The following is a 23,189-nucleotide window of genomic DNA, read 5'->3' as shown; positions in this document are numbered from 1 at the left end:
AGCGACTCCATAAACGGGTTCTTATGCCTTAGTTGTAAGTGTCTACCATGTCCCCGAACAAGTGTTCACCATGTCCCCGGACTGTACACTCCCACGGGGAGAGGGAGACGCTGCCAAATGTCAAATATGTGCTCGGTCAGTCCCCTCTCCCGCTTGCGGGAGAGGGTTAGGGTGAGGGTGAGGGGCCAGGCGCACTCTGTTTAACCCGCCAACACCGCAAACACTTTCTCAATCGCATACGCGCCCGGATCCTTCACGCCATCCAGACTCTGCTGGTTCAGATACGCGGAACGCCCCGCTTTGGCGCTCTGCATCTGCGCAGTGGCGTCGGCGCCTTTCTGCGCCGCTTCTGCCGCCGCAGCCAGCGACTCGCCCGCCACTAACGCTTCCAGCGCCGGTTGCAGCGCATCCACCAACGTACGATGACCCGGCTGCGCGCCGCCGTAATGTTTCATGCGCTCCAGCCCGTGCATCAAGGCCTGCGGCAGCGCGCTGCCCTCTTCCAGCTGCTGACCGGCGCTGGTGAACAGAATTGACATCAACACGCCGCTCGATCCCCCCATCACCGTCGCCAGCTGTTCGCCAATCAGCGCCAGCAAGGTTGGTAGCTCATCCAGCGGCAGCTGTTTTTCCTGCAGGCCGCGCTGAATTTTCTTCGCCCCGGCGGCAAAGGTTGAGCCGGTATCGCCATCGCCCACTTTGGCATCCAGCGCGTTCAGCTCGCTTTCCAGATCGATCAGCGTCTGCGTGACGCTGGCGACGATGCGCGCCACCTCCGCATTCTCAGAGGCATCAAAATCCAGCACGCTGCCGATTTTCTCTGCACGTTGCAGGCTGATCGGCGCAAAGTCATACACCGGCACCCAACCCAGCACCTGAACCGGCGCGTTTAACGCTTCGAGGAACGGCTCCTCCAGCGCCAGCAGCGTCAGCGAAAAACCTTTCATATCCAGCGCGCTGACCAGCGTTGCCGGCCCCAGCAGATGCGTGATGCGCGCCGCCAGCGGCGACTGCAACACTTCACGCGTTAACAGCGCCAGCTCCAGCTGCGAGAAGCCACCGAGATTGTTGATCAGCAACAGCGCTTGCTTGCCGTCCGGCAGCGCCTGCGCCAGTTTATCGGTCATGATGCTGGTGATTTGGCGGCTGTCTTGCGTATCCAGCGTGATTACACCCGGCTCGCCATGAATGCCCATGCCGAGCTCGCTGTGCCCGGGCGCGACGCGCTCATCGCGTTTTTCGCCCGGCACATGACAAGTGGCAAAAGCCAAACCGATGGACGATGTGGCATCAATCGCGCGCTGCGCCAGCGCTTTGACCCCATCCAGCGATTGTCCCTGCTCCGCCGCAAAGCCAGCAATTTTGTGCACCAGCACAGTCCCGGCGATGCCGCGTGGCTGCGGGTTTTCCGGCAGCGCGATATCATCCTGCACCATCACCAGCTCAACTTTGTAGCCGAGGTTTTTGGCTTTCTCTGCCGCCAGTCCGAAGTTAAGACGGTCGCCGGTATAGTTCTTCACAATCAGCAGGCAACCGGCATCGCCGGTGACGTTAACAATGGCGTTCAACACCGCATCGACGCTCGGCGAGGCGAAGATATCGCCGCACACCGCCGCCGTCAGCATGCCTTTGCCGACAAATCCGGCATGCGCCGGTTCATGGCCAGAACCGCCGCCCGAGATCAGCGCCACTTTGCTTTTATCCCAGTCCGAACGCACCACCACGCGAATCTCATCACCGAGATCGAGGCGACTGAGGTTGTGCCACGGCGTACTCAGCAAAACCCCTTCGATGGCTTCGTTAACCAGATCGTTTTTCTCATGCATAAAAAACTGGCTCATTGCATCCTCTCCATTGGTGTTGTCGTCCTACAAGGTAGCGTATGTGCGTAAAGAATAGGCGCAGCGAAGTGCGGAAATGCAAAGGGCGGCACAAGCCGCCCTTTAATTCAGACTATTACCGCTTATAAAGCGATGCGCAGCACGCTATCTGGATTTTTTGGTGGTTCTTTGCGTGAACCCGGCTGCTTGATGCTGACAAATAGGGTTTTGCCATCGGCGGAAACCGCCAGGCTGTTTGGCAGGCCCGGCGCTTTCACCGTGCGTTTTACCTGGTAACTGCTGGCGTCGATGATGCTGATTTCGCCCGCTTTACGGTGCGTGACGTACAGCTCATCACGATCGGCATTAAACAATACCGCCAGCGATTCCGGCACATCGATCTTGTGGATCACCTGCTGGGTGCGGGTATCCAGCACCAGCACCTGCGGTTGTTTTGAGTCGCTGAGGAAGGCGCGATGGCCTTTGGTATCCAGCGAGATATTGAGGAAGAAGTGATCGTTGTCGCCATCGATTTTCTGACGCTTTTCAATCGCGTTCAGGCGCGTATTGATGGTCACCAGTTCGCCATCGGAGTTAGTGACGTACAGTTTTTGCGCCGCAGAATCGATCGCTAAACCGGTGCCCATTTTGCCGGTGTTCGGCACGGTGCTGATCAGTTGCAGGGTTTTGCCATCCACCACCCACACCACGCTCTGCTCACCGAGGCCAGTGATGTAAACGCGATCGGTCGCCGGATCAACCGCCAACTGGCGCGGCTGCAGCGGACGCACGGTTTCACTGCGCTGACGACCATCCAGCACCAGCGTGTTGATCACCTTGCCGCTGGTGGCATCCACTGCAGTCAGTGCAGCATCGCGGGTGTTACCCAAATAGAGAATGTTGGTTTTCTGGTTGATCGCCGCGCCAAAGGTCGGCAGATCGGTGTTGATGGTTTGCTTTACCGCCAGATCCTGCGGATCGAGACGATAAACGGTGCCGCCTTTTTTGTCGGTGGTGCTCTGCGCGGTCGCCAGGAACAGCGCATTATCGCTGTTGCTGAACGCCAACTCGTAAGCGCCTTTTGAGATCACCTGGTTCAACGGCTGAGACTCCGCCGCCATCACCGCAGAGGTTGAGAACAGCGCTGTTGCCAGCAGCAGTGGACGCAGCGCCCAAGATTTTTTATTCGCCTTCATAACTTCTCCATAGCAAAAACACCGCCTGATGGCAGTGAAGTGAAAGCCCGACATTACAACCAATGTTAAAAAGACAGCCCGAGGCGAGCCGACGAAGGATGCTACTTTTTGAGAATAGTAATCATTTCGAAGGGAAAGTGACAGGATTTTATCGGCTTACCAACGCCGCCAGGGCGCCCGAAGGCACCCTGTCAGCACAGAACGTTAATGCAACTTATTTGGTTAGTTCAGCAGTCATGTGCACGCCGTTGTTGAAGTTGGCTTCGGTCACTTTATACGAAGCACCAGCTTCATGCGCCTGAGCAGCGATTTGCGCTTCTGCTCCATCCAGCGTTGAAGCGGTTGCAGTGATGCTTTGCGCAAAGCTCGCGAATGGCAGAACGGTCAGAGCAACAACAGCAGCAAAAGTTTTGATGGTTTTCATGGTCAATTCCTTAATGTACGTTTGATTGAGTAAGGCGTCATCGCCTTGTTGAGAGATATAATAGGCGCAGAATTGATCAGTAAAAAGCGGAGAGATTTGCCGTTGTCATTCGAATATTTTGAACATAAAAAGCACGTTTGGGTTAACCTTTGTGCAAAGGGTTAAAAATCTAACATTTAATTAAAAGGCAGGATATATGGCTGTGATAGCCCGAACGCATAACGCTGTCGCGGCGCGATTTATCGCGCACCTTTCTGCCTTATATAGGGTCAAAGACGCGCAATAAATTGCGCCGCTACGGATTGCAGACGCATCAGCCGTGATGACGAACGCGGGTGAAGATGGTGATGGCCGCCAGCAGCATCAGCACGCCGCTGGCGAGGAACACGCCACCGGCGCCTTGCAGATCAAACATCCAGCCGCCAGCTGCGGCACCAGCGGTGATCGCCAGCTGAATGGTGGCGACCAGCAAACCGCCGCCTGATTCCGCATCGTCCGGCACCGCGCGGGAGATCCACGTTGACCAGCCGGTTGGCATCGAACCAAACGCCAGGCCCCACAGCGCCACGCCCGCCGCGACCAGCCACGACACCTCGCCGAAGCTCACCAGCAGCAGCGCGGTCACGCTCATCACCAGCGCCATCGCGGTTAACGTCAGCGATACGCTGCGCGTCACCAGATATCCTGCCAGCGAAGTACCGAAGAAGTTCGCCACGCCAAACGCCAGCAGCACCAGCGACAGCTGATTGACGTTCAGCTGCGCGCTGCCTTCGAGGAACGGACGCAGATAAGTAAAGAAGGCGAAGTGGCCGGTAAACATCATGATCACCGCCAGCATGCCCCAGCGCATCACGCTTTTACGCAGCAGATCCAACACGCCACCGCTGCGCGCTTTATTAATCGGCGGCATCGCGGGCAAGGTGAAGAACTGCCACAGCAGCGCCAGCACGCCTAATGCGGCGGTAAGAATGAAGATGTTACGCCAGCCAATAATGCCGCCCAGATAGCTGCCGAGCGGCGCAGCAATAATGGTCGCCAGCGAAATACCGCTAAACACGATGGACAGCGCGCGCGGCACCTGATCGCTCGGCACCAGACGCATGGTAATCGCGGTCGAGAGCGTCCAGAAGCCGCCAATTGCCACGCCCAGCAGCACGCGGGCCAGCAGAATCATCGGCAGATTCTCGGCAAAAGCCACCAACAGCGCCGAGGCAATCAGCAGCAGCGTAAAGGCCAGCATCACCACGCGACGATCGAGCTGGCGCGTCACGTTGCCAATCACCAGGCTGGTGAGCAGCGCCACCAGCGCAGTGACGGTCACGGTTTGTCCCGCCTGCCCTTCGCTGATACGCAGCGTGTCGGCGATCGGCGTCAGCAAGCTAACCGGCAGAAATTCTGCGGTAATCAGGCCGAACACGCCAAAGGCCATAGCAAACACCGCGCCCCACGCCGGTTTATCCACGTCTAACGGTGTTTCGACTATTTCAGTATCCAGGCTCATCTGTGATCCCCATCACAAAATATTTAGCGTTAAGCATAGTGACAGATCACCAGACGATCTATGATGCAGAAACTTTGTTTTTTGATTATTCGTCTGGGATTGGTATGAGCCGCTATGAAGATCTGACCAGTGAATTGCTGATGGGCATGCGCCTGTACGGCGTCAAATACCAGCGTATCGCGCTGCACGCGCCTTTTGGCCTGCAATATGACGACGCGCCTGGTCGCGCGCAGCTGCATTTTGTTGGGCGCGGATCGTTACTGATTCGCTCGGCGTCAGGCGTGATCTATCCGCTGCAGGCCGGCGATGCGCTGCTGATCCCGCACGGCAAACCGCACGCGCTGATCTCCAGCGAAGAGGCCGTTTGCGAACCCATTTCGACGTTTAATAGCCGCCCGATTTGCGCCAGCGTCTGCGCCATCGACGACAGCACCGAACTTTGCCCGGATAACAGCGATGTGATTCTGTTCAGCGCCTGCATGGCGTTTGAACTGGGCGGCATGCAGCCGCTGGTGCACACCATGCCAGACGTGATGCTGGTGAGTACGCTGCTGGCGCAGTACCCGGAAATTCAGCCGATTCTCGATGCGATGGAACGTGAAACGCGGCAGCGCAAAGCCGGTTTCGCCGGGATTTTGTCGCGGCTGGCGGATGTGGTGGCGGCGCAAATTGTGCGGGGCTGGGTGGAGAACGGCTGCGGCAAAGGCAGCGGCCTGGTGCAGGCGCTGCGCGATCCGCGTCTCAGCCTGGCGATGGCGGCGATGCATCGCGCACCCGGCGAAAATTGGACGGTGGAGCGGCTGGCGCGCGAATCCGGCAGTTCACGCTCGGTGTTTGCCGCGCGCTTCCAGACGGCAACCGGCATGACGCCGCTGCGCTATCTTACCGAGCTGCGCATGCGACTTGCGGTGGAACGTATCGTGAACGAGGGCGAAGCGGTGGAAAGCGTTGCCTTCCACCTCGGTTACGGTTCGCTGGCGGCGTTTAGCCGCGCCTTCAAACGCATTGTTGGCACGCCACCCGGCGCACTTCGCGCCGAACGCGACATGCGTTAACGGAACACGCTGATCGCTTCCACCAGACGATTGGCCTGATGCTTCATGCGACCGGACGCTTCGGCGCTTTCCGCCACGCGCGCGGCGTTTCGATGGGTGATATCGTCGAGATCTTCCACCGCTGTGCTGACCTGCGTTAGGGCGATGGCCTGCTCGGCGGTCGCGCCGCTGATTTGCGCGATCAGCGCAGTGACATTCTGCACCTGATCGACAATCTCCTGCATGGTGTGCCCAGCGGCATCGGCGTGGTCGCTGCCCGATTGCACGCGGCTGGCGCTGGTTTCCACCAGATGTTTGATTTCGCTGGCGGCTTTGGCGCTGCGTTGCGCGAGATTGCGCACTTCACCGGCCACCACCGCAAAGCCTTTGCCCTGCTCACCGGCGCGCGCGGCTTCCACTGCGGCGTTGAGCGCCAGAATATTGGTCTGGAAAGCGATACCGTCAATCACGCTGGTGATGTTGGCGATGCGCTTCGAGCTGTCGGCGATCTCCGCCATCATGCCCACCATCTCCTGCATCACTTCGCCGCCTTTGATCGCCGCATGACTGGTGTTTTCCGACAGCCCATTGACCTCTTTGGCGGTATCGGTGTTGCTCTTCACCGTGGCGGTCATTTCGTTCATAGTGGCGGCGGTTTGCTGCACGTTAGCCGCTGCTTGTTCGGTGCGGCGGCTCAGTTCGTCGTTGCTGCGCGCAATGGCATCGCTGGCGCTCAGCACGTTGATCGCCTGGCCGCTGACATCATCCACCAGCCAGCGGAACATCAGACCAAGCTGGCCGATGGCGCGCAGCGTCACGCCAATCTCATCGACGCGATCGATCTGTTCCACTTTATGGCTGGCGCCGGTCGCCACGCTCAATGCCTGACGGCACATGCGCTCCATCGGACGTGAAATTTGCTGCTCCAGCCACAGACTCGCCAGCAGTAAAAGGCCCGCCATGCCGCCGGCAAAGCAGCCAACGGCAAGAGGTGCAAGGCCCAGCAGCCAGACGCCAATCACCGAGAGCGGCAGCAGCGTTAATAAGGTTGAGCGGATGCGCCAGCGCAGCGGCAGAGTTTTCAGGATCGAGCCCAGGCGACGCCAGCCAGTGCCGACCATCAAGCCTTTATGGAAGCGGCGTCCTTTGACGCGCCCTTCGCGGAAGTCGCGGTACAGCGCTTCGGTCTGGCGAACCTCCTCCACCGACGGCTTGGTGCGCACCGACATAAAACCCTGCACCTTGCCTTCACGCACCACCGGAATGGCGTTGGCGCGCACCCAATAGTGATCGCCATTTTTACGCCGGTTTTTCACCAGCGCCGTCCACGGCTCGCCCTGTTTTAGGGTCGCCCACATATCGGCAAAGGCTTCCGGCGGCATATCCGGGTGGCGCACCATGTTGTGTGGCTGGCCATTCACCTCTTCCGGACTGAAGCCACTGACTTCAATAAAGGCATCGTTGGCATAGGTGATGTAGCTGTTGAGATCGGTAGTCGACATCAATGTGGCGTCATCGTCAAAAGCGAATTCACGCTGAGTGACGGGCTGGTTGTTACGCATGTGTGTGTCCTTGCAATACGCAGGCGAAAAGAAGCAATCGATAATACTTTTTTATCTTTTCGGCATCGTACGGCTTGAGCTTTAGCACCAGTTTCAAATTCAGGCCAATAAAAAAGCCGCTTTGCAGCGGCTTTCACACTTTTTCACTTAGCTCATCGATTAACCGGGTTTTACAGTAAACCAAATCAATCTTTAATTAAAAACCCAGTCAGCAGACCTGCATGCAGCGCAAAGGGCGCAGGTAGATGGGATTTCCCAAAGCCATTTGTGTCGCAGGAAGGCGGCAAGCTCGTTCAACCCCGGGAGCAGAGTGAACTCTGTGACCGGGGTGAGCAAGCGCAGCCAACGCACCTGCGGCGCAAAAGGCGCAGGTAGATGGGATTTCCCAAAGCCATTTGTGTCGCAGGAAGGCGGCAAGCTCGCTCATCCCCGGGAGCAGAGTGAACTCTGTGACCGGGGTGAGCGAGCGCAGCCAACGCACCTGCAGCGCAAAGGGCGCAGGGAAATCAGAATTGCCAGCGGACCCCCACGTTATACCGCCACCCTTTAGCACCATTGCCAGCGATCTCTTTGCGATAATCCGCCTCGGCGTAGAGTGACACATCCTTCTGCAAGGTTGCGGTGCCGCCTGCGCCCACTTCCCACATCTGTCCAAACTTGCCGCTGCTGAAGGTGGCGCCAAATGCCGGATTATCCACCGATGACACCGAGGTATCTGCGCTGCCGCCCCAACCTTTGTAGTAGTTCGCGCGCAGATAAGGGGTGTATTGACGATTACTGTCGTCGGTCCAGGTACGATCGAGGCGCGCGCCGAGACGACCAATAGTTTGGTTATAGTCGCCATAACGCACGTTGTTGCCGTCTTTATCGGTGAAATCATTCATATTCAGCTTCATGTACATCAGCTGCGCCTGCGGCTCAAGCTTGTAGCCATCGCCCAACGCAAACGGATAGCCGCTCTCCAGCGATGCCGTCCAGCCGTGGCCTTTCAGCTTCGCTACTTCTTGCGTGCGGGCGATATCGGTTTCGCCGCGATGCCAGTCAAATGACAACACACCGTCCAGATAGAAGCCGCTCTGACGCTGCCAGGTGCCGTAAAACGCCAGGCTGTCGCTGTCGAAAGTGGTGCTGCTGTAACCGTCGGCCGCATGCGGACGAATGCGCGTATTACCGCGCGTATAGGCTAAACCGCCGCGCAGGCTATCCTGCTCGCCATCGAGTCGCAGCAGATTGCCGCCCACCTGCACCGCACTGTAATCGAGGTCAAAGTCATAACCGAAGTCGCGGAAACTCTTATCGCTCTTGTACTTCAGGTTCGAGCCGATATAGCGCAGGAACATCTCGCCGCCGTTGCCTTGCGGACGTGTCTGCTCGTGGCGCAGTTCACCAAGACGTTTATGCAGATCGTCGATAATCGCCGAGGTGTAATAGGCCAGGCCAACCGGTGCCGACACATAAGATGGCACCTGCGGCACCACCGCCGGACGCGAATCGTAGCTTTGCGGCGTGCCAAAGGCATCGGTGACGAAGGTCGGCTGACAGTTAGCGCTATCCTCACACACGTAGTAGTTCGCCAGACGGTAATCCCAATAGTTATTGCCGCTGCCGCTGACTAAACGCTGGCTGGGATCGCTGCTGCCCGGTGCAAAGGTGTAGAGCCGATATTGCCACGGCCCGGCACCGAGATAGCCATCCTTCAACGCGAAGCTGTTGGCGCTGGCATTACCGCCTACCTGCGCCAGCGAGATCCCTTCTTTGCCCTCTACCCCTCCATTTTGATTGAGATCGGTGAGTGCGCCGATGCTGGCATCCGCCAGTTTCACATTCACCAGCGTGGTACCGCTGGCATTGCCGGTGACGTTAATGTGGTCAGTGAACTGATTGCTTAGCGCACCACCCTGGTTGAGATTAGTGACCAGATTGAGCTGGCCGCCGCTCGACGCCAGCGAGCCAGCAATATCCAGCGTGTTGCCCGGTGAACCCGCGCCGTTGGTGAGATCCAGCGTACCGGCGTTGTTCACCAGCAGCGAATCGGCGGTGCCGCCGGATAGCGTCGGATGCACGTTATCGCCGGCATACAGCGTGGAATCCGCATCGACATTGATGGTGCTGTGCGCCAGCTGCAGGTTATCGGTTAGTGTCCATTGGGTATTGGCGAAGTTGATGGTGCTCCAGCCGCTGCCAAGATTAACGCCTTTGCTGAGATCGTCGGCGCTGAAGCTGCCGCCGCGCGCGCCAATCTGATTGAAGGTCAAGGTGTTGCCGGTGCCATTACCGCTGGTGAGATGGTAGGTGGTGCCGAGATCGACCTTGCTCACTTCAGCCGTGTTGTTGTTGTCGTTGCCCATGGTCAGGCTGCCGTTGAGCGTTCCGCCCGTCCAGCGGAACCGATCCGATCCGCCGCCCGGATTGATATCGCCCTGCACCGCGCCTTCGGTCAGCAGAATTTCGTCATCGGCGTTGCTGCCCGCTACCGCCACGGTTTGTGGATTGGCGGTGATGATGTTGCCGAGGTTCTCGAAGATGGTTTTACCGCCGCGCAGATCCACCACCGGCGCCGTCAGGCTGTTGGAGGTGAAGTTGCCGGTATTGACGATGGTGCCCGCCGTGCTGGAGACCAGCGCCGATCCGCCCGCCGCATTGTCGATATTGACGTTGGCGGCGGTGGTGACATTGCCGGTGGTATTGGCGCGGATACCGGTGCCGCCTGCGCCGGTAACATTAAATTGATAGCCCGACCCCAACGTCAGATCGCCGCGGGTGGTGGAACCATCGGCATTGGCGATATTCAGGCCGCTGCCGCTGCCGGAGACGTTGGTGGTCACCGTCGAAGCCGGATCAAATGGCACGGCGGTGCGAATCCCGTTGCCGTCACCGACGTTAATGGTGAGATTGCTCAGGCCAACGTTGCTTAGTTCGGCGCGGTTTTCGATGCCGTTGCCGCTGCCCAGCACGTTCACCGTGGCGTCGCTGGCGCTGAGTGCGGACGCACCGCTATCCAGCAAAATGCCATGCGCATTGCCGCGCGTGGTGATCACCGTGTCGCTGCCGGTAAGCGCCAGCTGCGCGCCGTCGCTGATGCGCACGCCCGCGATACCGTTATCGACATTGATGGTGCCGCCTTTCGCCAGCGTGCTGCCGCTGCCGGAGACATCCAGCCCGGTGCCGTTGGCTACGTTGACCACGCCGTTGTTGGTCAGCGTGCTGCCGGCGCGCGAACGGATCCCAATATTGTTGCTGCCGGTGAGGTTCACATTGCCGTTGTTGACCAACTCTGCGCCGTTAGTGACATCAAAACCCATCGCGCCATTGCCCGCGCCGCTCACATTGCCGTTGCTGGTAACGCGGGTGGCCGCTGACGTGCCATCCAGCGCGTTGCTCAAATCGGTACGCAGATTATTAATCAGCACGCCGACCGCGTTGCTGCCGCTGAGGTTGATGCTGCTGCCGCTATCGAGCGTGGCGTTCGCACCGCCCTCAGCACGGATCGCCGTGCTGCCCTGGCCGCTGGCGGTGAAGTTGGCGTTGCTGCTATTCAGGCTGCTGCCGCTGCCGGAGATAATCGCGCCGGTGCTGCTGCTGGCGCTGGCGGTGAGGGTGGTCGGTGTGGTGAAACTCAGCGCCGCGCCGTCATCAATGCGATAGCCGGTTGAGCCGCTACTGTTGATATTTAACGCATTGGTGGCGGAGCTAATGCGCGATCCGCTGCCCGCCGCGTGATAGGCAATTTGGTCACTGTTATTGAATACCGGCGCTGAACCGGCGGCGATATTCACCAGCGCGCCGTTGAGCGCTTCCGCCCCAATCGCGCCGGTGCCGTTGAGATTCAGCGTGCCACCGTTCAGGTTGGCTACCGCGCGATTGCCGCTGGCGCTGACGCCTCGGCTGCGGTTAGTGGTGCTGCCGCCATTAACATTGATGGTGCCGGTGTTATTGGCGGTGGTGGCAAAGGTGCTGCTGCCGCTGTTCACCGCGATGCCGGTGCCGCCATCGTTGATGTTGATATTGCCGCTGTTGGTGCCGGTCGCACCGCTCTCGACGCGAATGCCGGTGGCGTTGGCGCCGCTGAAGGTGATATCGCCGCTGTTGGTCAACTGCGCGCGATTGCGGGCCAGATAACCGGTCAATCCACTCTGTGACGCATTCAATAACGCCGCAGAGTTCAGGCGGGTGCTGGTCACCGGCGAGCCGCTGTTTCTGCCAAAGATATCGTGTTTTTGTCCGTCAACGATCGCGCCAATTGCGTTGCTACCGGTGAGATTCATGGTGGTTGCGGCATCAATAACACCTGTTGCGCCCCCTTCCACCGTAATGCCATTGGCACCGCTGCCGCTGACGTTGATCACCGCCGCATCGCTGCTCACTTCGGTGCCTGCGCCGCTGCCGAGCACGGCGGTAGAACCGGCACCCGACGCGGTGAGCGACAAGGCGTTACCGTTGAAGTCTGCGCCCTGCTCAACACGAAACAGCGTGGAGTTCTGCGTGGTCACATCAAACGGATTGTTGCCCAGCACGTTAATCAGCGCATTGGGGCCGTAGGCAAAGAAGGCGATCTGATTGGTACCGTTAGAAAAGGTCGGCACGGCAGCCGGATCCACGGTCACCGTGGAATTGCCGCGCGCATGTACGCCGATCGCGCCATTGCCGCTGAGATTGATCGGGCCATCGACGGTGGCCTGCCCCGTGCCGGTTGCACCTTGCCCTTCCACCCACACGCCATAGTTGCGCGTGCCGCTGGCCGGATCGGCGCCGCCTGCCACGTTGATGGTGCCGGTTGAGGTGGCGCTGGCGTTGTTGCCATTGGTCGCCAGCACTTTCAGGCCGGTGCCGTTCACGCCATTCAGGTTAATGGTACCCGCGTTATTGATGTTGCCGGCACTGTTGGTCACCAGCATGCCGACGTTTTCACGCGGAATGGTGGCAGCCGCACCGTTCACATTGATGGCGCCGGTGTTGATCATGGTGGCGTTATTCGCACCGGTCGCTGACATCCCCGCCGCGTTCTGCGTTCTCGTGCCGAGGGTAATGTTGCCGTTGTTAACCGCGTTGCCGTTGGCGACCAGGGCGATACCGCTGGTCAACCCGCTTTGGTTCATCGCGGTATCCGCCGTCGCTTCACCCAGGCTGTTCTGCGGTCCGCGACCAATGTAGATATTGCCGCTGGCGTTATTGGTGAAGCTGGAAGTGGCGTCGGTCAGTAACACGCCAGACGCGGTGCCGCGCGCGCTCGAACCGTTGACGCCGACGTTGATATTGCCGCTGTTATTGGCGGTGGATGACACGCCAAGATTGATGCCCGCCACGCCATACTGTGAATTGCTGCCGGTGGTGGCGAGGTTGAGGATGCCGTTGTTGTTAAAGGTGCTACCGGTTTGCACGGCTACGCCGTTGGCACCGTAGCCGGTCGAACCAATGCCGGTACCATCCTGACGATTGAGGAAGCCGCCGTTAATTACCCCATTATTGGTTCCACTGCTGTTATCGGTTAACACCAGCGCCGTGCCGTTATTGGTGATGCTGCCGCGACTCGCCAGTTTGCCATCAATCACCGCTTGCGCGCCGTTGGAGGCTTTGATCGCACCGCCCGTCGCGCCCACCACTTCCAGCGTTTTACCCGCCGCCAGATTGACTCTCGCGTCCGCGCCATTGGCATTGATCACAATGCGATTGCCGATCGCCTGCGTCACCTCGTCTGGCGGCGTGGCGCTAACGTTGTAGACGATGTTGGCATTGGTGAAGGTGACAGCTTTATTGAACTCAGGCAGATAACGGGTTTTATCAAGATTGCCCGCCTGCAGCTGACCGATCAGCCAGTTGTTGTAGCTTTGCAGCTGGCTGGCGTTGGTGACGGTAAAGCTGGTGCTTTTGCCATCCAGCGTCTGCACGCTGAATGCGCCGTTATAGGTGGCGAGGTTTTGCACCTGATAGCTGCTGGTGGCCGATCCCGCGCCGTCCGGCGTGGCGGTGGCACCGAAAAAGCTGATGCGGTTATTACTGTTCCAGTTCACCGTGCCAGTGCCGCTCACATCAAATAGCTGTGTCTGCTTGGCGGCCATGGTCCAGCTGTTGGTGCTGGCGCTGCTGAGCGCATTCGCCTGGCCGATATTCACATCCAGCGTGCCGCCGGTGACATCCGCAATGCGCGCATCGATGTACTGCGCATCATTGACGTTCTGCACATCCGGCACGCTGGTGGCGCTGGTGACGGGCGCTAAGGCGACAAGACTGGCGGAGTTATATACCTGGAATGTGCTGTTGGTGCCGGTTGCGGGATCGGGCGTGGTGATCGCAAAGTTTTGCGGGCCGGGATCCAGGCGATCCTGATTGAGATACTGCGATCCCGAGGTGATCGCCACTTGCCCGAGCGTGGTGGTGACCGCGCCATCCGTTCCTGCCGTGAATGCCTGATTGCCGGTCAGACTTTCATTGCCGCTGCTGACGGTAATTTTACCGGTTTGGTTGTCATTATTTTCTGGTGTGTAAGTCCCCAACGTAACAGCCTGACTTTGCATCGCTGGATAGATCAGCAATTGCGCCGCCAACATCCCTAATGCGATAGGATTTAATGTAAACCTCATACTTCCTCCAGTGGGCGTGCAGCGTCCGCGCTGTTATTGCAACAGCGTTAAATTCTTCGCGTGGGGATAAAGCGGCAGATAATGACCAATCCCGTGTAGCAATCTAATTTGAGAACAACTGTGTGAAGAAATACGGTGCAGTGAAAAAAGGGATGGAATTGTTGTTATAGATTAATTGGCTTTAGGTATAGACTTTTTCGCTGATGAGTGCAAAAGACAATTATGAGTAACCTATTGTCATCTCGGGGAATTAATTGCGATGCAGGTTGGATATTCTAAATAATTTGAGGCCATTTTAAATATTAGGTCTGGCTTTCTATCTCCTTAATAAAACCTTTATTTTTTGCTAACGCTTTACTTACAAACGGTACTTAAGCAGTGAATGTGGCTGTGACGGGTTAAGCGACTTGAGAGAGTTTAAAAGCGTGATCGTGATCACGGTTAGACCAAGTCACGCTTTATGCCGACCTGGTCGATATCCGTACTTCACTTAACTTAAATCCACATTGCGGGTGCCGCCCCACCAGGTAAAGGCGAACCCGCCAATCCACGCCACGATCAGCCCGGCGAGATACACCGCCATGCCGGCAAAAATGCCCTGCGATGAGGTCATTAGCGGCAATGTGACTAAACCTGAAGGGCCAAACACGGTGTTCATTCCCACTGGCAATCCCAGCCATGCCACCAGCCCGATAAAGAAGCCGCCCAGCGCACCGCCAAAACAGGCGGTGATAAAGGGTTTCAGACGCGGCAGCGTGACGCCATAAATCAGCGGTTCGCCGACACCGAGCAAGCCCGGCACAATGGCGCCTTTGATCTGTTTACGCAGCAGTGAGTCTTTATCCGCTTTGCACCATAACGCCAGTGACGCGCCGACCTGCCCGGCGCCGGCCATCGCCAGAATTGGGAAGAGCGAGTTAAAGCCCTGGGTTTCCATTAGCGCGAAATAGACCGGAATAAAGCCTTGATGAATGCCAAACATCACCGCGATCAAAAACAGTCCGGCCAGAATAGCGCAACCAAACGGATTGTTATTTAGATGAATGAACAACCACGACATGCCTTTAAATAATTCGCCGCCGATTGGCATAATCACCAGGAAAGTCACCGCGCCGGTAATTAATAACGTCAGCAACGATGTCAGGATCATATCGAGATTATCGGGAATGATTTTTCGCAGTTGTTTCTCAACCCAGGCACCAAATATTGCCGCCAGCAGCACGCCAATAATATTGCCGCGCGGATCGATCACCATGCCGAAGAAATCCTGCATCCCGCTGTAATAACCGACCTTCGCGTCAGGGACATAACCGAGCACAAACAGCGAGGCGATAATGGCCCCGTTGACGCCGGTACCGCCAAAGGCTTTCTGCGCGTTATAGCCAATCAAAATACTCAGGAAGGTGAACAACCCTTTGCCGAACACCTTCATGTACGCCACGGTATCCACCAGCCAGCGTGCATGATCGCCAGGCTGATTAAGGTGGAAGATCTGCTCAATCAGCGTGGCGAAACCCAGCAGCAAGCCGGCACCGATAAAACCGGGGATCAGCGGCGTAAAGATGGTGGCGAAGCAGGAGAGAAAACGGTGCAATGCGCTGGTCTGCTTTGCCTTCATCTGCTGCTTTTGCGCGCTGGCGATGGCCTGCAGATCGCCCGGCACCTGTTGATTAAGCAGTGCCTGCATTTTCTCTGCTGCAGTTTGCGCTTTACCGGGACCGAGCACGATCTGCAGCTGCGCATCGCTGTCGATCACGCCCAGCACGCCCGGCAGCGTTTTGAGTGTGGCGCTATCCACTCGCGCGGCATCGTTGAGTGTCAGACGCAGGCGCGTCATGCAGTTGCCGCACTGCACCACATTATTGGCGCCGCCCACCGCCAGCAAAATGTCGCGCACCAGATCTTCGGTAATGGCCGCCATTATTGCGCTCCTGCGTCACGCAAAGCGTTGCGAATGAAGCCCTGATTCTGACTCAGCAGCGATTTTGCTTCATCGGCCGTTAATCCCGCCAGCACCATAACAATCGCGGTTTTACAGTGCCCATTACACGCCGCCAACGCCTGCTGCGCGGTAGCATCGTCACAGTCGGTGGCTTGTTTGACGATGTTCACCTGGCGCTGCACCAGCTTCTGGTTGGTGGCTTCCACATCGACCATCAGATTGCCGTACACCTTGCCGCTGCGAATCATCGCGCCGGTGGTGAGCATATTTAGCACCAGCTTCTGCGCCGTGCCGGCTTTCATGCGCGAAGAACCGGTGACCACTTCCGGGCCGACCACTGGGGTTAACGCCACATCCGCGGCCTGCGACATTGGGCTGTTGGGATTACAGGTTAACGCTGCGGTAAATGCGCCTTGCTGACGCGCATACGCCAGCGCGCCCAATACATAGGGCGTGCGGCCGCTGGCGGCAATCCCGACCAGCACATCGTTAGCGTTGAAATTGATATCACGCAGATCCTGCGCGCCCTGCTCCACGTTGTCTTCGGCGTTTTCCACCGCCTGCAAAATCGCGGTGTGGCCGCCGGCAATTAGCCCAACCACCTGGCTGCGCGGCGTGCCGAAGGTCGGCGGACATTCGCTGGCATCCAGAATCCCCAGACGACCCGACGTGCCTGCGCCGCAATAGATCAGGCGACCGCCTTTGCTGAAGGCGCGGGTGATGGCATCCACCACCTGCGCAATCTGCGGCACGATGGCTTCCACCGCCAGCGCCACTTTTTTGTCTTCATCATTGATCACCCGCAGCATCGCTTCGGTGGTCAGCTCATCAATGTTGTGGCTGGCGGGATTACGACCTTCGGTGATCATCTGGCTCAGATCGATCTGCATGAGACACTCCTATGTGAGAATAATTTATTCGTAAAACTATATATCACACAGAATTGTTAATTCCTCTGCTGCGCGGGATTTTTTTGCTTTTTGCTGCAGCGGACATAAAAAAACCCGCCGAAGCGGGTTTCTGTGCGTAGCGGTCGCCATGAATGGCGAGGTTTTCGTAGGGTGCGCATTCATGCGCACCTGGAAGATTAGCTGGCGCTTTGCGTGCGCAGCTGTTGCTCGTAGGCGGCGGCTTGTTTGGTGTCGAACTGGTCTTCCCAGCGCGCAATCACCAGCACCGCCAGCGCGTTACCGATCACGTTCAACGCGGTACGCGCCATGTCCATGATGCGATCGACACCAGCGATAAATGCCAGGCCTTCCAGCGGAATGCCCACGCTGCCCAGCGTTGCCAGCAGCACCACGAAGGAGACGCCCGGCACGCCAGCGATGCCTTTCGAGGTCACCATCAGCGTCAGCACCAGAATGATCTCGTCGGTCAGCGACAGATCGATGCCATACAGCTGGGCGATAAAGATCGCCGCGATGCTCTGATACAGCGTTGAACCGTCGAGGTTGAACGAGTAACCGGTCGGCACCACGAAGCTGGTGATGGCTTTCGGCGCACCGTAGGCTTCCATCTTCTGCATAATGCGCGGCAGCACGGTTTCTGAGCTGGAGGTAGAATAGGCAAGAATCAGCTCGTCTTTGAGAATGCGCATTAGCGTGGTAATGCGCAGCTTACAGAAGCGCGCCACCGTGCCGAGCACCACGAAAGCAAAGAACAGAATCGCCACGTACACCAGCAGCACCAGCTTGGCGAGTGGATAGAGCGACGCAAAACCGAAGTTCGCAATGGTGACCGCAATCAGCGCAAACACGCCGACTGGCGCATAACGCATGATCATGTGCGTCACTTTAAACATGGTTTCGGAAATCGAACGGAATACCGTGACCAGCGGATCGCGATGTTCCGATGGCAGCGCCGACAGGCCCATACCAAACAGCACCGAGAAGAAGATAATCGGCAGCATGTCGCCCTTCACCAGCGAGGCGAAGATGTTCTGTGGGATCAGGGACAAAATGGTGGTGACCAGACCGTGCGGTGCACCCTGAACCGCTTCGGTTGTGGCTTCGTATTTAGAGATGTCCACCGTTGCCAGCGTTGACATATCAATGCCGCTGCCGGGTTGGAATACGTTGGCCAGCGTAATGCCGACCACAATGGCAAGGGTGGTGATCACTTCAAAATAGATAATGGTTTTAACACCAATACGTCCGAGCTTTTTCGCATCACCCACGCCGGCAATGCCGACAATCAGTGAGGAGATAACAATCGGTACCACAATCATCTTGATCAGATGAATAAAGATGTCACCCGCTGGCGTCAGAATGTTAGTGATTAACCATTCACGATCGTCGGGCTGATTATGCAGCACGGTTCCCACAATCACGCCCAGAATCAGCGCGACTAAAATCTGCCATGCAAGGGTGAACTTAAAACCTTTCATAACGCGTTATTTCCTCAGTTAAAAACCCCTTTGCTCTGCTGCGAAGGTGCAGGAGAAATGTCACACAGGGAAGTGAGCAAAAGCCCGATAAAATAGAGGGTTATTTATGACTACGTCGGTTACAGCTGTGCAGGCATTTTGCGCCTGCGGGGTGATGCAGTCTGAGTTGATACCTGCTGAACAGGGCCGAGATAAGTACCATTTTCACTACGGTAAATGCAACCCCCGGCGCGATAGCGCAAATCTTATTCAGGTTAGTAGCATAAAATGCTGACGAAGGTTAACGGCCATAACTCGCTGTTATGAAAAGTGTTAATTCGATAAGTTTCAGCATAGCTATGCATTATTGCGCAAAAAGCGGCCCGGCTCGTTTGCTGATTATTTGCACAGCAGAGGCAGAGATCTCTTAGGCTTAAAGCAAAAGATCACGCTGCTGGCGCGGCGTTTTTGCCCGCCGTTCGCCGGGGATTTGGCAGTGATAAAAGGTCGTGATCCAGACTACAAAACAGAAACAAAGCCCTGTCGTGGTCTTCAATTAACCATTGATTGACATATGATTAACATCTTCAAGGAGGTCAGCCATGAGCCAAATACACAAGCATCCCGTACCCGCTGCCATTGCAGCGAATGCTCTCATTAATGCCGATCAGTATGCGGCGCTGTATCAACAATCGGTTGACGATCCCGACACCTTTTGGGGTGAGCAAGGCAAAATCCTCGACTGGATTAAGCCTTACAGCAAAGTGAAAAATACCTCCTTTGCCCCCGGCAATATTTCGATTCGCTGGTATGAAGATGGCGCACTGAACCTCGCCGCGAACTGCCTCGATCGCCATCTCGCCACGCGTGGCGACCATCCCGCCATCATCTGGGAAGGCGACGACGCCAGCGAAAGCAAAACCATTACCTTCCGCGAACTGCATGCGGACGTCTGCCGCTTTGCCAATGTGCTCGGCAGCCTGGGCGTAAAGAAAGGCGACGTGGTGGCGATCTACATGCCGATGGTGCCTGAAGCCGCCGTTGCGATGCTGGCCTGTGCACGCATTGGCGCGGTGCACTCGGTGATCTTCGGTGGCTTCTCACCGGAAGCGGTCGCCGGACGCGTGGTCGATTCCAACGCCAAACTGATCATCACCGCCGATGAAGGCGTACGCGCCGGACGCAGCATTCCGCTGAAGAAAAACGTCGATGATGCCCTGAACAATCCGAACGTCACTACGGTGAAAAATGTGGTGGTGTTTAAGCGCACCGGTAAAGACACCGGCTGGCGCGAAGGCCGCGATCTGTGGTGGCACGATTTAGTGGCGAAGGCCAGCGATCAGCATGAACCGGTCGCCGTCGATGCCGAACATCCGCTGTTTATCCTTTATACCTCCGGTTCCACCGGCAAGCCGAAAGGCGTGCTGCACACTACCGGCGGTTATCTGGTGTATGCCGCCAGCACCTTTAAGTATGTGTTTGATTATCATCCTGATGATGTTTACTGGTGTACCGCCGATGTCGGCTGGATCACCGGCCACAGCTATCTGATTTACGGCCCGCTGGCGTGCGGCGCGACCACGCTGATGTTTGAAGGCGTGCCGAACTGGCCAAAACCAAGCCGCATGGCGGAAGTGGTGGATAAACATAAGGTGACGCTGCTGTATACCGCGCCAACCGCGATTCGCGCGCTGATGGCCGAAGGCGATAAAGCGATTGAAGGCACCGATCGCAGTAGCCTGCGCATCATGGGTTCGGTGGGTGAACCGATCAACCCGGAAGCATGGGAGTGGTATTACAAGAAGATTGGCGACAGCCGTTGCCCGATCGTCGATACCTGGTGGCAAACTGAAACCGGCGGCTTCATGATCACGCCGCTGCCGGGCGCGACCGAACTGAAAGCCGGTTCCGCCACTAAACCGTTCTTTGGTGTGCAGCCAGCGCTGGTGGATAACGAAGGCAATCCACTTGAGGGTGCCACCGAAGGAAACCTGGTGATTGTCGATTCCTGGCCAGGCCAGGCGCGTACGCTGTATGGCGATCACGATCGTTTCGAACAGACCTACTTCTCCACCTTCAAAAATCGCTACTTCAGCGGTGACGGCGCGCGCCGTGATGAAGAGGGTTATTACTGGATCACCGGCCGCGTCGATGACGTGCTGAACGTCTCCGGCCACCGTCTCGGCACCGCCGAGATTGAATCGGCGCTGGTGTCGCATCCGAAGATTGCCGAAGCGGCGGTGGTGGGCATTCCGCACAGCATCAAAGGCCAGGCAATCTATGCGTATATCACGCTTAACCACGGCGAAGAGCCGTCGCCAGAGCTGTATACCGAAGTGCGTAACTGGGTGCGTAAAGAGATTGGCCCGATTGCCACGCCGGATGTGCTGCACTGGACCGACTCGCTGCCAAAAACCCGCTCCGGCAAGATTATGCGTCGCATTCTGCGCAAAATCGCTACGGGCGATACCAGCAATCTCGGCGATACCTCTACGCTGGCCGATCCGGGCGTGGTAGAGAAATTGCTGGAGGAGAAACAGTCCATCACCATGCCGTAACCGGCTTCTGTTGTAGGGGCGACCATTTGGCCGCCCTTATATGCCACGTATTTCTGAGTTCGCACAACTTATAAAACTAGAATATTCAGCCAGTTAAATCACTTTATCGTGAGATATCTGTCTGCCTTGCCTCTGGAGAAAATGTGATGAACGAAACCCCTGAACAGGAAGCAGTCTGGCAACAAGTCGAGAATAATCCGCGCTTTCATGAGCTGGTGCACAAGCGCCAGGCGTTTGCGCTGCTGCTCAGCGTGATCATGCTGGTGCTCTATATCGGCTTTATTCTGCTGATCGCTTTTGCGCCCGCCTGGCTCGGTACGCCGCTGCACGCGGGCACTAACGTTACGCGCGGCATTCCGATTGGTGTCGGTTTGATCGTGATGTCATTCGTGCTGACCGGCGTCTACGTGTGGCGCGCCAACGGCGAGTTTGATCGTCTGACCAAACAGATCCTGAGCGAGGTAAAATCATGAAGCGCCTGCTTTCGATATTTCTCGCGGTAGTGCCCGCCAGCGTGTTTGCCGCCGATGCCATTACCGGCGCGGTGCAACGACAAGCCACCAACTATGAAGCCATCATCATGTTCGTGGTGTTTGTCGCGGCGACGCTCGGCATCACCTATTGGGCCTCGAAACGCACCCGCTCGCGCAGCGATTACTACACTGCAGGCGGCAATATCACCGGTTTCCAGAATGGCCTCGCCATCGCCGGTGACTTTATGTCCGCCGCCTCTTTCCTCGGTATTTCTGCGCTGGTTTACACCTCAGGTTACGACGGGCTGATCTACTCGCTCGGCTTCCTCGTCGGCTGGCCGATGATCCTGTTTTTGATTGCCGAACGTCTGCGTAACCTTGGGCGCTACACCTTCGCCGATGTCGCCTCCTATCGCCTCGCGCAGAAACCGATTCGCACGCTGTCAGCCTGCGGCTCGCTGGTGGTGGTGGCGCTGTATCTGATCGCGCAGATGGTGGGTGCCGGTAAGCTGATCCAGCTGCTGTTCGGCCTTGATTACCATATTGCGGTAGTGATGGTCGGGATTCTGATGGTGCTGTACGTGCTGTTCGGCGGCATGCTGGCGACCACTTGGGTGCAGATCATCAAAGCGGTGCTGCTGCTATTTGGTGCCAGCTTTATGGCGATTATGGTGATGAAAGCCACCGGCTTCAGCTTCAATACGCTGTTCACCGAAGCGATGGCGGTGCACCCGAAAGGCGCGGCGATTATGCAGCCGGGCGGGCTGGTGAAAGATCCCATCTCGGCGTTGTCATTGGGTCTCGGCTTGATGTTCGGTACCGCCGGTTTGCCGCATATTCTGATGCGCTTCTTCACCGTGGCCGATGCGCGTGAAGCACGTAAAAGCGTGTTCTGGGCCACCGGCTTTATGGGCTATTTCTACTTCCTGACCTTTATTATTGGCTTCGGCGCGATTTTGCTGGTGGGATCGAATCCAGCCTTTAAAGACGCCAGCGGCGCGCTGCTCGGCGGCACCAACATGGCAGCGGTGCATCTGGCGAACGCGGTCGGCGGCAGCCTGTTCCTCGGCTTTATCTCGGCCGTGGCCTTCGCCACCATTCTGGCGGTGGTGGCAGGTCTGACGCTGGCGGGGGCTTCTGCAGTTTCACACGATCTCTATGCCAGCGTGATCCGTGAAGGTAAAGCGACGGAACGCGATGAACTGCGCATCTCGAAGATCACCGTGCTGGTGTTAGGTGTGGTGGCGATTGCGCTGGGGATTCTGTTTGAGAAACAGAACATTGCCTTTATGGTCGGTTTGGCGTTCTCGATTGCTGCCAGCTGTAACTTCCCGATTATTCTGCTGTCGATGTACTGGTCAAAACTGACCACGCGCGGCGCGATGGTGGGCGGTTGGCTGGGACTCGTTACTGCGGTACTGCTGATGATCCTTGGCCCGACGATTTGGGTGCAGGTGCTCGGGCATGAGAAACCGATCTATCCGTATGAGTATCCGGCGCTGTTCTCAATGCTGGCGGCATTTATCGGTATCTGGCTGTTCTCAATTACCGACCATTCTGCACGCGGTGCCCAGGAACGTGCCCGCTTCCGTGGGCAGTTTATTCGCTCACAGACGGGGATTGGGATTTCGCAGGGGAAATCGCATTAAGTCCGTGCTGGCTTTCCCTCACCCTAACCCTCTCCCATAAATGGGAGAGGGAACCGATCGGCGCGTTTTCTCCTTCTCCCGCTT

The 23,189-nt window shown here is 57.4% G+C and carries 13 protein-coding genes; 4 read left to right on the top strand and 9 right to left on the bottom strand.

The annotated features are described in order from the left end of the window. Positions 1–200: 200 nt before the first annotated feature. The 4 genes from ACVLVH_RS21645 to ACVLVH_RS21630 all read right to left on the bottom strand — a co-directional run bounded on the left by ACVLVH_RS21645 (position 201) and on the right by ACVLVH_RS21630 (position 4,941). On the bottom strand, positions 201–1,841 hold the full coding sequence (locus tag ACVLVH_RS21645) for a dihydroxyacetone kinase subunit DhaK (RefSeq protein ID WP_498950032.1): 1,641 nt from the start codon (positions 1,839–1,841) through the stop codon (positions 201–203). Positions 1,842–1,963: 122 nt separating this feature from the next. After that, the gene (gene yncE, locus ACVLVH_RS21640) at positions 1,964–3,016 is read right to left on the bottom strand and encodes a 7-bladed beta-propeller protein YncE (RefSeq protein ID WP_498950031.1); all 1,053 of its coding nucleotides are present in this window, start codon (positions 3,014–3,016) and stop codon (positions 1,964–1,966) included. A 214-nt stretch (positions 3,017–3,230) separates the two neighbouring features. Further along, positions 3,231–3,440 carry a YdgH/BhsA/McbA family protein gene (locus ACVLVH_RS21635; protein ID WP_192412651.1) on the bottom strand — a complete coding sequence of 70 codons (210 nt, stop codon included), beginning with the start codon at positions 3,438–3,440 and terminating at the stop codon, positions 3,231–3,233. Positions 3,441–3,753: 313 nt separating this feature from the next. Beyond that, positions 3,754–4,941: an MFS transporter gene (locus ACVLVH_RS21630; protein WP_101763035.1), complete on the bottom strand. Its 1,188-nt coding sequence runs from the start codon at positions 4,939–4,941 to the stop codon at positions 3,754–3,756. 104 nt (positions 4,942–5,045) lie between these two features. On the opposite strand from ACVLVH_RS21630, the gene ACVLVH_RS21625 reads away from it, so the two are divergent. Continuing rightward, positions 5,046–5,996, top strand: coding sequence for an AraC family transcriptional regulator (locus ACVLVH_RS21625; protein ID WP_101763127.1), 951 nt, complete (start codon positions 5,046–5,048; stop codon positions 5,994–5,996). On the opposite strand, the gene ACVLVH_RS21620 is transcribed toward ACVLVH_RS21625, so the two are convergent. From ACVLVH_RS21620 to gltP, 5 genes are all read right to left on the bottom strand, one after another. Continuing rightward, positions 5,993–7,537, bottom strand: a complete 1,545-nt coding sequence (locus tag ACVLVH_RS21620; RefSeq protein ID WP_217550042.1) for a methyl-accepting chemotaxis protein — start codon at positions 7,535–7,537, stop codon at positions 5,993–5,995. The two genes, ACVLVH_RS21625 and ACVLVH_RS21620, sit on opposite strands and share 4 nt — an antisense overlap. A 506-nt stretch (positions 7,538–8,043) precedes the next feature. Continuing rightward, on the bottom strand, positions 8,044–14,115 hold the full coding sequence (locus ACVLVH_RS21615; protein ID WP_498950030.1) for an autotransporter outer membrane beta-barrel domain-containing protein: 6,072 nt from the start codon (positions 14,113–14,115) through the stop codon (positions 8,044–8,046). Positions 14,116–14,605: 490 nt separating this feature from the next. Beyond that, positions 14,606–16,036: a PTS N-acetylmuramic acid transporter subunit IIBC gene (gene murP / locus ACVLVH_RS21610; RefSeq protein ID WP_498950029.1), complete on the bottom strand. Its 1,431-nt coding sequence runs from the start codon at positions 16,034–16,036 to the stop codon at positions 14,606–14,608. After that, on the bottom strand, positions 16,036–16,947 hold the full coding sequence (gene murQ, locus ACVLVH_RS21605; RefSeq protein ID WP_210081818.1) for an N-acetylmuramic acid 6-phosphate etherase: 912 nt from the start codon (positions 16,945–16,947) through the stop codon (positions 16,036–16,038). The genes murP and murQ overlap by 1 nt, the downstream gene beginning before the upstream one ends. 197 nt (positions 16,948–17,144) lie before the next feature. Further along, the gene (gene gltP / locus ACVLVH_RS21600) at positions 17,145–18,446 is read right to left on the bottom strand and encodes a glutamate/aspartate:proton symporter GltP (RefSeq protein WP_007888562.1); all 1,302 of its coding nucleotides are present in this window, start codon (positions 18,444–18,446) and stop codon (positions 17,145–17,147) included. A 581-nt stretch (positions 18,447–19,027) separates the two neighbouring features. On the opposite strand from gltP, the gene acs reads away from it, so the two are divergent. From acs to actP, 3 genes are all read left to right on the top strand, one after another. Continuing rightward, a complete protein-coding gene (gene acs / locus ACVLVH_RS21595; protein WP_110868166.1) occupies positions 19,028–20,983 on the top strand; it encodes an acetate--CoA ligase in 1,956 nt (651 codons plus the stop codon). 146 nt (positions 20,984–21,129) lie between these two features. Continuing rightward, complete coding sequence (locus tag ACVLVH_RS21590) at positions 21,130–21,456, top strand: DUF485 domain-containing protein (protein ID WP_008109989.1); 327 nt, start codon at positions 21,130–21,132, stop codon at positions 21,454–21,456. Next, positions 21,453–23,105, top strand: coding sequence for a cation/acetate symporter ActP (gene actP, locus ACVLVH_RS21585; protein ID WP_101763042.1), 1,653 nt, complete (start codon positions 21,453–21,455; stop codon positions 23,103–23,105). The genes ACVLVH_RS21590 and actP overlap by 4 nt, the downstream gene beginning before the upstream one ends. Positions 23,106–23,189 lie beyond the last annotated feature (84 nt).

This window comes from Kluyvera sp. 1366, assembly GCF_054823405.1.
The sequence above is the reverse complement of the archived record's forward strand: the minus strand, read 5'-3'. Positions and strand labels throughout refer to the sequence as shown.

Bases quoted from the DNA above. Each gene is read 5' to 3' on its own strand.
- murP (WP_498950029.1), bottom strand. From the start codon at position 16,036: ATGGCGGCCATTACCGAAGATCTGGTGCGCGACATTTTGCTGGCGGTG.
- ACVLVH_RS21635 (WP_192412651.1), bottom strand. From the start codon at position 3,440: ATGAAAACCATCAAAACTTTTGCTGCTGTTGTTGCTCTGACCGTTCTG.
- ACVLVH_RS21615 (WP_498950030.1), bottom strand. From the start codon at position 14,115: ATGAGGTTTACATTAAATCCTATCGCATTAGGGATGTTGGCGGCGCAA.
- acs (WP_110868166.1), top strand. From the start codon at position 19,028: ATGAGCCAAATACACAAGCATCCCGTACCCGCTGCCATTGCAGCGAAT.
- gltP (WP_007888562.1), bottom strand. From the start codon at position 18,446: ATGAAAGGTTTTAAGTTCACCCTTGCATGGCAGATTTTAGTCGCGCTG.
- ACVLVH_RS21620 (WP_217550042.1), bottom strand. From the start codon at position 7,537: ATGCGTAACAACCAGCCCGTCACTCAGCGTGAATTCGCTTTTGACGAT.
- ACVLVH_RS21630 (WP_101763035.1), bottom strand. From the start codon at position 4,941: ATGAGCCTGGATACTGAAATAGTCGAAACACCGTTAGACGTGGATAAA.
- ACVLVH_RS21625 (WP_101763127.1), top strand. From the start codon at position 5,046: ATGAGCCGCTATGAAGATCTGACCAGTGAATTGCTGATGGGCATGCGC.
- yncE (WP_498950031.1), bottom strand. From the start codon at position 3,016: ATGAAGGCGAATAAAAAATCTTGGGCGCTGCGTCCACTGCTGCTGGCA.
- murQ (WP_210081818.1), bottom strand. From the start codon at position 16,947: ATGCAGATCGATCTGAGCCAGATGATCACCGAAGGTCGTAATCCCGCC.
- ACVLVH_RS21645 (WP_498950032.1), bottom strand. From the start codon at position 1,841: ATGAGCCAGTTTTTTATGCATGAGAAAAACGATCTGGTTAACGAAGCC.
- actP (WP_101763042.1), top strand. From the start codon at position 21,453: ATGAAGCGCCTGCTTTCGATATTTCTCGCGGTAGTGCCCGCCAGCGTG.
- ACVLVH_RS21590 (WP_008109989.1), top strand. From the start codon at position 21,130: ATGAACGAAACCCCTGAACAGGAAGCAGTCTGGCAACAAGTCGAGAAT.